5 protein-coding genes and 3 pseudogenes are annotated in these 9,039 nt (G+C 71.3%); 1 reads left to right on the forward strand and 7 read right to left on the reverse strand.

Annotated features, from left to right (window positions below; translation table 11 throughout):
- The 6 genes and pseudogenes from I5E_RS27325 to dusB form a co-directional block, all read right to left on the reverse strand.
- Nucleotides 1-341, reverse strand: a pseudogene (locus I5E_RS27325) (ABC transporter permease); the annotation flags it as partial.
- 183 nt (nucleotides 342-524) lie between these two features.
- Nucleotides 525-782: pseudogene (locus I5E_RS27330) on the reverse strand (ABC transporter permease); the annotation flags it as partial.
- A gap of 84 nt (nucleotides 783-866) precedes the next feature.
- Nucleotides 867-2,483: an ABC transporter substrate-binding protein gene (locus I5E_RS07245; RefSeq protein WP_022906392.1), complete on the reverse strand. Its 1,617-nt coding sequence runs from the start codon at nucleotides 2,481-2,483 to the stop codon at nucleotides 867-869.
- A gap of 944 nt (nucleotides 2,484-3,427) precedes the next feature.
- Nucleotides 3,428-5,356 carry a DNA primase gene (dnaG, locus tag I5E_RS07250; RefSeq protein ID WP_022906393.1) on the reverse strand — a complete coding sequence of 643 codons (1,929 nt, stop codon included), beginning with the start codon at nucleotides 5,354-5,356 and terminating at the stop codon, nucleotides 3,428-3,430.
- 224 nt (nucleotides 5,357-5,580) lie between these two features.
- Complete coding sequence (locus tag I5E_RS07255) at nucleotides 5,581-6,882, reverse strand: deoxyguanosinetriphosphate triphosphohydrolase (protein WP_022906394.1); 1,302 nt, start codon at nucleotides 6,880-6,882, stop codon at nucleotides 5,581-5,583.
- Nucleotides 6,879-8,043 (reverse strand): annotated as a pseudogene (dusB, locus tag I5E_RS21380) (tRNA dihydrouridine synthase DusB). Before dusB ends, I5E_RS07255 begins: the two are co-directional and overlap by 4 nt.
- 57 nt (nucleotides 8,044-8,100) lie before the next feature.
- On the opposite strand from dusB, the gene I5E_RS07265 reads away from it, so the two are divergent.
- Complete coding sequence (locus I5E_RS07265; RefSeq protein WP_022906395.1) at nucleotides 8,101-8,583, forward strand: aminoacyl-tRNA deacylase; 483 nt, start codon at nucleotides 8,101-8,103, stop codon at nucleotides 8,581-8,583.
- A 184-nt stretch (nucleotides 8,584-8,767) separates the two neighbouring features.
- Here I5E_RS07265 and I5E_RS25300 read toward each other — a convergent pair whose 3' ends face one another.
- Nucleotides 8,768-8,938 carry a hypothetical protein gene (locus tag I5E_RS25300; protein ID WP_022906396.1) on the reverse strand — a complete coding sequence of 57 codons (171 nt, stop codon included), beginning with the start codon at nucleotides 8,936-8,938 and terminating at the stop codon, nucleotides 8,768-8,770.
- Nucleotides 8,939-9,039 lie beyond the last annotated feature (101 nt).

Genomic DNA, 9,039 nt, shown 5'->3' on the forward strand with positions numbered 1-9,039 from the left:
CGATCATGTTTCGCGCGGACCAGGCGCAGGAAGATGCCGGCGTTGAGGAGGCCGAGCGTCAACGCCGGCAGGACGGCGTGCGCCAGCACGTCGCCGATGATCTGCGCGTTGCCGGTGCGCAGGGCGTCGATGAGGTAGATGCCAGTCGCACCGGGGATGTTGTCGAGGACGAGCGACACCCGGGTCGAGGCCCGGTCGCCGAGCGGGAGCCACCCGAGCCAGACCGAGAAGACGAGCTTGAGCAGCAGGCCACCGAAGAACACCGGCGTCGCGTAGGTCAGGATCGCGAGCGCGCGGAAGAGGACGTCCGGCCACTTGTCGCGCATGTACGCGGCGAGCATGCCGAGCGGGATGCCGAGCAGCAGCGCGACGATGAGCGCGTAGAACACGAGCTCCGCGGTGGCGCCGCCGTACGTGACGATGATCTCGGTGATCGGCCGGTTGTCGGTCGCGGTGGTGCCGAAGTCGCCGCGCAAGATGTTGCCGAGGTACTCGGCGTACTGCACGAGCACCGGGCGGTCGTAGCCGGCGGCGTGCAGGCGCTCCTGCAGCTGGCTCGGGGTCAGGCGGCCGCCGACGGAGGCGGTGATCGGGTTCCCGATGACACGCATCAGGAAGAACACGAGCGTCACCAGGATGAAGACGGTCGGGAAGATGAGGAGGAACCGGACGAGGACGTACCGGCCGAGTCCGCCGCCGCTGCTCTTGGCACTGCGCTGTGCCTCGGGCTTGGTGGGGTCGGTGGCCAGTTCCGAGCTCGCCTCTGGGGTGCTGAGGGTCACGGGGACGGGTGCCTTTCGGTGCCGTTGGGGACGCGGTCACGGGGGCGCTCCTCGTGGGAACGCCCCCGTGGGCCGGAACCGGTCTTACTTGGAGAGGGTCGCGTACCGGAACTTGTACGAGGAGTCGAGGGTCAGGCCCTTGACGTCCTTGGCCGCCACGGCGACCGACTTGCCCTGCAGCAGCGGCAGCGTCGAGATCTGCGTCGCCTCACGCTCCTGCGCCTGCTCGATGAGGTCGGCGCGCTTGTCCTTGTCGGACTCCTGCTGCTCCTCGGAGATGAGCTGCTGGATCGTCGGGTCGTCGTAGTGGTTCTGCACGAAGTTGTCCTTCGTGAAGAACGGCGACAGGTAGTTGTCGGCGTCCGAGAAGTCCGGGAACCAGCCGAGCTGGTACACCGGGTAGGCGTCCTTCGTGCGCTCCTGCGCGTAGGTCGTGTAGACCGTCGACTGGATGTTCACGGTGAACAGGCCGGAGTTCTCGAGCTGCGTCTTGAGCTCGGCGTACTCGTCGTCCGACGTCGAACCGTAGTGGTCCGGTGCGTACTGGATGTCGAGCTGGACCTTGCCGGTGACGCCCGCCTTCGACAGGGTCTCCTTCGCCTTGTCGACGTCCGCGCCGCCGTCGCCGTCGCCGTAGAGCTCCTCGAAGGGCTTCGCGGCACCGGTGAGGCCGTCCGGGACCATCGAGTAGAGCGGGGAGTAGGTGTCGTTGTAGACGTCCTTGGCGAGCTTCTCGCGGTCGACGACGTCGGCCACGGCCTGGCGCACGGCGAGGGCCTTGGTCTCGTCGGCGTCCGACTGCTTCGCGCCGAAGGGCTGCGTGTTGAAGTTGAAGACCAGGTAGCGGATCTCGCCGCCGGGGCCGTCGGTGACCTTCACCTTGTCGTCCTTGCGGAGGTCGGCGATGTCGGTCGGCGTCAGCGAGCGGTATGCCACGTCGACATCGCCCTTCTGGACGGCGAGCTTCAGGTCGGTCTCCTTGGTGTAGTAGCTCGCCGTGACCTCGTCGGTCTTCGGCTTGCCCAGGAGGCCGTCGTAGTTCTTGTTCGCCTTGTACTGGATCGTGTCGTTCTCCTTGTAGGAGCTGATCGAGTACTGCCCGGCGAACGCCTTGCCCTTGACGATGTCGGCCGCCGGCGTGAGCTTGTCGGCCGAGAAGACCTGCTCGTCGACGATCGGGCCGGCGGGGCTCGAGAGCACCTGCGGCCAGGTCTGGTCGGCGTGGTCGAGGTTGAACACCACGGTCGTGTCGTCCGGGGTGTCGATGCTCTTGAGGTTGGCGAGCAGGGACTGCGGGCCGTTCTCGTTGTTGATCTTCAGCTCGCGCTCGAACGAGAACTTCACATCGCTCGACGTGAGGTCGTTCCCGTTGGCGAACTTCAGTCCGCTCTTGAGCTTGACCGTGTACGTCGTCTCGTTGGTGAACTCACCGCTCTCCGCGATGTCCGGCTTCACGTCGGGGCTGCCCACCGGCGTGTTCATCAGGAACGGGAAGACCTGGTTCTGCACGGCGAACGAGCCGTTGTCGTACGAGCCCGCGGGGTCGAGCGACGTGATCTTGTCGGTCGTCCCGATGCTGATGCCGTTCAGGGCGGTGTCGCTCACGCTGCTGCTCGCGCAGCCGCTGAGCACCAGCGCCGTCGCTGCCACTCCGGCGCCGAGCGCGATGCCGCGCTTGCCCCACTTGGTCACGGATGCCATGTCCGATGCCTCTCTTGGTGATGAATGCAAGGGTCCTGGGCGGGAGGTCGATCGTCTGTGTGCCCGGCCAGGAACGCTCATTGCTATCACCCTGTCACGGAACTCCACGAACCGAGGGAGATTTGTTTACACCGCTGTAATGCGCGGGAGCGCCTGGTGGCGCATCATCCGTGCGCCGGAGTGCGGCGCGCCGCGCACAATTGTTGCGTCCTGCAACGCCGGGGCCGGCGGCCTGGATGGGCCCGGCGGTCGCCGCGGCACGCGAGCGGGCGAAGTACGTCCCGCTCGCGCCCGGTACCCGGCGCGTTCCGCCCGCTCGACGCCCCGCGCGCGGCGCGTCCCGCTCACTCGGCGCCCCGCGCGCGGCGCGTCCCGCCCACTCGGCGCCCCGCACGCGAGCGGGCGAAGCACGTCCCGCTCGCGCCCGGTACCCGGCCCGTTCCGCCCGCTCGACGCCCCGCACGCGGCGTGTTCCGCCCGCTCGGCGCCCCGCGCGCGAGCGGGCGAAGTACGTCCCGCTCGCGCCCGGTACCCGGCCCGTTCCGCCCGCTCGACGCCCCGCACGCGGCGTGTTCCGCCCGCTCGGCGACTGGCACGTGGCGCGTCGTGCGACCTCGGCGGCCCGCCGGGCACCCTGGAGGCGCGGCGCCCGTCCGCACCACACCCCCTCGTGACGCTCCGGTCATCTCGCCCGCGTGCCCGCTCGCGTCGCGCGCGTGGCCGGCTCGAGGTCGCACGAAGTGCCGCTCCGAGCGCTCCCGACCGGCCGTTCGTGCGACCTCGGCGGCACGCAGGTGGCGCGTCGTGCGTCCTCGGCGGGGCGACCTCGGCACTCGACCTCGGCGACACGCACGTGGCGTGTCGTGCGACCTCCGCGACACGCAGACGACGCGTCGTGCGACCTCGGCGGGCGACCTCGGCCCGACCGGAGGCGCGGCGGGCGCCTACGAGTTCGCTGCCGCCTCGGCGTCCGCGCGCAACCGCATCCGCTGCGCGTCGATGTCCACGAGCTGCCGCTGGATCTCCGCGCGACGGTCGGCCTGCTCGTTCGGGTCCGCCCGCTGCAGCTGCCCGAGGAGCGATGCCTTGCGCGCCAACAGGTCCCGCTCGACCAGCGCGACGACGATGCTCCGCGCGTAGAGCGCGAGGTCCTCGTCGGTGCGGGCCGGGATCGGCGCGAGCGCGAGCTCCTGCACGAGTCCCCGGAACGGCCCCGGCACGTCCTGCAGCAGGCGTTCGAGCCAGTCCCCCGCGCCGATCGCGTCGACGTTCGCGACCACGGCGTCGCGGACCACGGACAACATCGGTGCCGAGAAGGTCGCGGCGGCCGCGAGCCCGAGGAGCGGCGCGCCGACGTGCCCCGGCTGCTGCACCATCGCCATCACCGCGTCCCGCTCCATGCGCGTGATCGGGTCGTTCGGCAAGAGCCGGAGCCCGGCCACGGGCTCGTCGGGGACGGCGACCGCCTCGCCACTGGAGCCGGTGTGCGTGGCCGGTGCCGCGCCTCCTGGGCGGTGGTCGTTCGACGAGGACCCCGCTCGCTGGCGGGCGTTCTCGACCGCGCGGCGGACCTCGGGGATGTCCAGGCCGAGCCACTTGGCGGTCTCGCGCGTGTAGGCGGTGGCGAGCGTGCGGTCGCGGATGCCGGCGACGACCGGTGCGGCGTCGCGGAGCCCGGCGACGCGCCCCTCGGCCGTCTCGATGTCGTGTGCTGCCAGGCGGCGGCGGATGATGAACTCGAACATCGGCCGCTTGGTCTCGATGAGCCGGGTGACGGCGGCGTCTCCCCGCGCCAGCCGGAGGTCGCACGGGTCGAGTCCGCCCGGCGCCACCGCGACGTAGGTCTGCGAGGCGAAGCGGCTCTCTTCCGCGAAGGCCCGCGAGGCCGCGCGCTGCCCGGCCTCGTCCGGGTCGAACGTGAAGACGATGTTGCCGAGCTGCGAGAGGTCGCGGCTCGCGGAGTCGCCGAGCATCGGCCGCAGCACCTTGATGTGGTCGACGCCGAAGGACGTGCCACATGTGGCGACCGCGGTCGTGATGCCGGCGAGGTGGCAGGCCATCACGTCGGTGTACCCCTCGACGATGACGACCTGCTTCTGCTTCGAGATGTCCCGCCGTGCGAGGTCGAGTCCGTAGAGCACCTGGCTCTTGTGGTAGATCGGGGTCTCGGGCGTGTTGAGGTACTTCGGTCCCTTGTCGTCGTCGAGCAGCCGCCGCGCGCCGAAGCCGATCGTCGCCCCGGTGACGTCGCGGATCGGCCACATCAGCCGCCCGCGGAACCGGTCGTACGGCGAGCGGTCGCCCTGGCTGACGAGTCCGGCCGAGACGATCTCGTCGATCGTGAACCCACGGCCGCGCAGGTGGTCCCGGAGCGCGTCGTACGACTTCGGGGCGAACCCGACGCCGAAGTGCTGCGCCGCCGCCGGGTCGAACCCGCGCTCACCGAGGAACTGGCGTGCCGGCTCGGCCGCCGCCGTGGTGAGCTGCGACACGTAGAACTGCTGCGCCGCCTCGTTCGCGGCGATGAGCCGGGCCCGGGCGTTGTAGTCGGTCCGGGGGCCGTCGCCCTCTTCGTAGTGGAGCGTGAAGCCGATCTTCGCGGCCATCCGCTCGACGGCTTCCTGGAAGGTGGTGTGGTCCTGCTTGATGACGAAGTCGAAGACGTCGCCGTCCTCACCGCACCCGAAGCAGTGGTACCGGCCGACCTGCGGACGGACGTGGAACGACGGGGAGCGTTCATCGTGGAAGGGGCAGAGGCCCTTGAGCGACCCCACCCCGGCCGACTTCAGGGTCACGTAGTCGCCGACGACGTCGGCGATGTTGACACGCGAGCGGACCTCGTCGATGTCGTTCCGCGCGATCCTCCCAGCCACCCCTCGATCCTAGTTCCCGCCGCTGACGACGGCTGACCGTCGCGGGATCTGTGGACATGGCCGGGAGGCGCGGCTCGGCCCCGCCACGAAGGCGAGGCACCGCCCGTGGGTCGGGTCCAGGGCACGACCCACCACTCCGGATCGGGCCAGGGCGCGCCCGCGCTTCGTTGCCACCCCGGCGCGGCGCGGATCCGGGGCGCGGCGCCCCGCCCGGCCGCCCCGGGTCAGACCGGGATGTGCACGCGCTCGCGGTCCCCGACCACGAGCCGCTTGTGCCACGCCAACGCCCCCTGGTCGGTCAGGCTCGCGACCTGGTCCACCACGGCCCGCAGCCGGCCGGCATCGTCCGACGCCTCGCGCCAGTCCGCCGCGAAGCCCGGCTCGAGGTCGGCGCTGCCGGTCGCCGCGAGGGCATCGAGCAGCTCGGTGAGGATCCGCCGTTGGTCCTCGTACACGGGCTGCCGGTCGCCCTGCGTCATCACGAACGCCGCGACGATGCCCTTGAGCACCGCGATCTCGCCGATGATCTCGGGCGGCGTCACGACCGACGCCGCGAACCGCACGAGGGAGCCCGACGCGTAGGACTCCCGCGTCGCCGCCGTCGCCGTCCGCGCAAACCGACCGATCAGCTGCGAGGTGAGGTTCTTCAACCGCGCGAGGTCCCGACGCGACCCGTCGTAGGACGTCATCCACAGCGGCAGCGAGCGGAGCCGGTCGAAGGCCTCGAGCAGCTCGTCGCGGCTGAGGTCCGACCCGACCCAGGCGTGCATCGCCGACACGATGTCGTTCTCGCCGACGCGGTCCCCGAGCGCCGCGACGTCGATGAAGCCCGCTACGACGGCGTCCTCGAAGTCGTGCACCGAGTACGCGATGTCGTCGGACAGGTCCATCACCTGCGCCTCGATGCAGCGCTGCCGGCGGGGTGCCCCCGCGCGGAGCCACTCGAACGCGTCGTGGTCGTCGTCGTAGAAGCCGAACTTGGTGCGACCCGAGGACGACTCGGACACGCCCTGGGCCGCGGGCCACGGGTACTTGCAGCTGGCGTCGAGCGAGGCCCGGGTCAGGTTCAGCCCGTACGGACGGTCCTCGTCGTCCGGAGCACCGACCCTGGGGCCGTACACCTTCGGCTCGAGCCGGGTGAGCAGCCGCAGGGTCTGCGCGTTGCCCTCGAACCCGCCGATGCCCGCCGCCCACGCGTTCACGGCGGTCTCGCCGTTGTGCCCGAACGGCGGGTGGCCGATGTCGTGCGCGAGGCAGGCGGTGTCCACCACGTCGGGGTCGAGCCCCAGCGAGTCGGCGAGCTCGCGGCCGACCTGAGCGACCTCGAGCGAGTGGGTCAGGCGGTTCCGTGCGAAGTCGAGGCCGGTCGTCGGGCTGAGCACCTGGGTCTTCGCGGCGAGCCGCCGGAGCGCGCTCGAGTGCAGGAGCCGGGCACGGTCGCGCGCGAAGTCGGACCGACGGTTCCCGTGGGTCTCGGGCAGCCAGCGCTCGGCGTCGGCGGGCCCGTACGAGGCGGTGGCGCTCATCCGCCGCTGTGGTGCAGCTCGGCGGCGGCGAGGACCTTACGGAACTCGCTGTCGACGTCGCGGGACTCGAGCCAGCGGTCCGGCAGGGCCGTGCGCTTCGGGTGACCGGCGCGTCCGCGGGGACCCTCGGCGTCGGCGCCCGGGTACGGCGCGTCGCGGTCGAGCTGGCCGAGCAGGTCGTCGATCTCCTGCAGGCTGGACGCCATCGCGAGCCCGGACCGGACGTCACCGCCGATCGGGTACCCCTTGAAGTACCAGGCGACGTGCTTGCGGACGTCCCGGCAGCCGTGCTCCTCGCTGCCGAAGAACTCGACGAGCAGTTCGGCGTGCCGCTTGAACGCGACCGCGACCTCGCCGAGGGTCGGCATGTAGCGCAGCCCCTCGCCACGGAACGCCGCCGCGAGGTCGCCGAACAGCCACGGCCGCCCGAGGCACCCGCGACCGACGACCACGCCGTCCGCGCCGGTCTCGTCGACCATGCGCAGGGCGTCGGCGGCGGACCAGATGTCACCGTTGCCGAGCACCGGGATGTCGGTGATGGTCTCCTTCAGGGTCGCGATCGCCGACCAGTCCGCGTGCCCTTGAGTAGTGCTCGTTCGCGGTACGGGCGTGCAGGGAGACGGCCGCGACCCCGGCGTCCCGCGCGATGCGGGCGGCGTCGAAGTAGGTCAGGTGGTCGCCGTCGATGCCCTTGCGCATCTTCACGGTGACGGGCACGTCTGCGGCAGCTCGGACCGTCTTCTTGACGAGTTCCTCGAACAGGTCGAGCTTCCACGGCAGGGCTGCTCCCCCGCCCTTCCGCGTCACCTTCGGCACCGGGCACCCGAAGTTGACTTCGATGTGGTCGGCACGGTCTTCTCCGACGAGGATCGTCGCCGCCTCGGCCACCGTGTTCGGTTCTACGCCGTACAGCTGGATGGACCGAGGCGTCTCGGACTCGCGGTGCTGGATGAGCTGCATCGACACGGGCGTCCGCTCGACGAGCGCACGTGACGTGATCATCTCGCAGACGTAGAGTCCTGCGCCGTACTCGCGGCAGAGCCGGCGGTACGCCATGTTCGTGATGCCCGCCATCGGCGCGAGCACGACCGGCACGTCGACCTCGATGGGGCCGATGCGCAGGGGCTTCCGCCGGACGGGTCGCCGTCCCGGGTGCGTCAGAGATCGTCATACGGCTCCCATTCTCCCACGTCGGTGCGCGCCGGTAGCGTTCTCCACATGACGACCGACGCCATCACCCGGTTCGACGCCGACGCACGGGCCCGTGGCCTCCGGGTCGACGTCGTCGAACGCCCAGCGGCGGGCTCCCTGCACGAGGCAGCAGCGCTGCTCGGCATCGAGCCCGGTGACATCGTGAAGACCCTGGTCGTGAAGCGGCACGACGGCGGTTTCCTCCTCGCCCTCGTGCCCGGCGGCCGCGCCATCGCCTGGAAGAAGCTCCGCACCGTCGTCGGCGTCAACAAGCTGTCCATGCCGGATGCGGCGACGGCGCTCGAGGCCTCGGGTTACGAGCGCGGCACGATCACCCCGATCGGTGCGACGGGCGACCTGCCGGTCTACGCCGACGAGCGCATCGTCGGACGCCGGGTCGCGCTCGGCGCCGGCCGGCACGGCGCGAGCGCCTTCGTCGCCGCCGACGACCTGGTCGCCGCGTACGGCGCGACGGTCGCCGACATCACCGACGAGGAGCCCGTCCGCTAGCATCCGCGCAGTCGTCACCGTGCGGCGCCGCGCGACGCCGCGTGCGAACGGTCCTGGTGGCCGGACTGCGCCCTTCCACGAACACTGCGCCTCCGACGAACACTGCGCCCCGCGACGACGGGGCGCAGTGTTCGACACGGGCGCGGCGGGCACTCGCCGACGCCGGAGCGCCGCGAGCGCCCGCTCAGTCGGGGACCTCGGTCCAGTCGCCCTCGGCGCCGGGCACGAAGCACGAGTCGCCCTCGCAGACCGGCGCACCGCCGGGCGTGACGAGCGTGAGCAGGGCGGGTCGCGCCTCCTGGCCGTCGGACTGGAGGCGCGGCTCGGCCGAGCCGTCGACACGGACGTCCGTCATCGGGTCGCCTCCGCGTCCGCTGCCGCGTCCTCGGCGGACCGCTGCTCGGTCTCGGCGACGTCCGACGGGGTCGTGGCACGGAGGGCGACGACCTGCGTCAG

It is taken from the genome of Curtobacterium sp. B18, from assembly GCF_000333375.1.
Lineage (GTDB): Bacteria > Actinomycetota > Actinomycetes > Actinomycetales > Microbacteriaceae > Curtobacterium.

What these genes read in the sequence shown, in the direction of transcription:
- I5E_RS07245 (WP_022906392.1), bottom strand. Translation starts at nt 2,483, where the DNA reads ATGGCATCCGTGACCAAGTGGGGCAAGCGCGGCATCGCGCTCGGCGCC.
- I5E_RS07255 (WP_022906394.1), bottom strand. Translation starts at nt 6,882, where the DNA reads ATGAGCGCCACCGCCTCGTACGGGCCCGCCGACGCCGAGCGCTGGCTG.
- I5E_RS07265 (WP_022906395.1), top strand. Translation starts at nt 8,101, where the DNA reads ATGACGACCGACGCCATCACCCGGTTCGACGCCGACGCACGGGCCCGT.
- I5E_RS25300 (WP_022906396.1), bottom strand. Translation starts at nt 8,938, where the DNA reads ATGACGGACGTCCGTGTCGACGGCTCGGCCGAGCCGCGCCTCCAGTCC.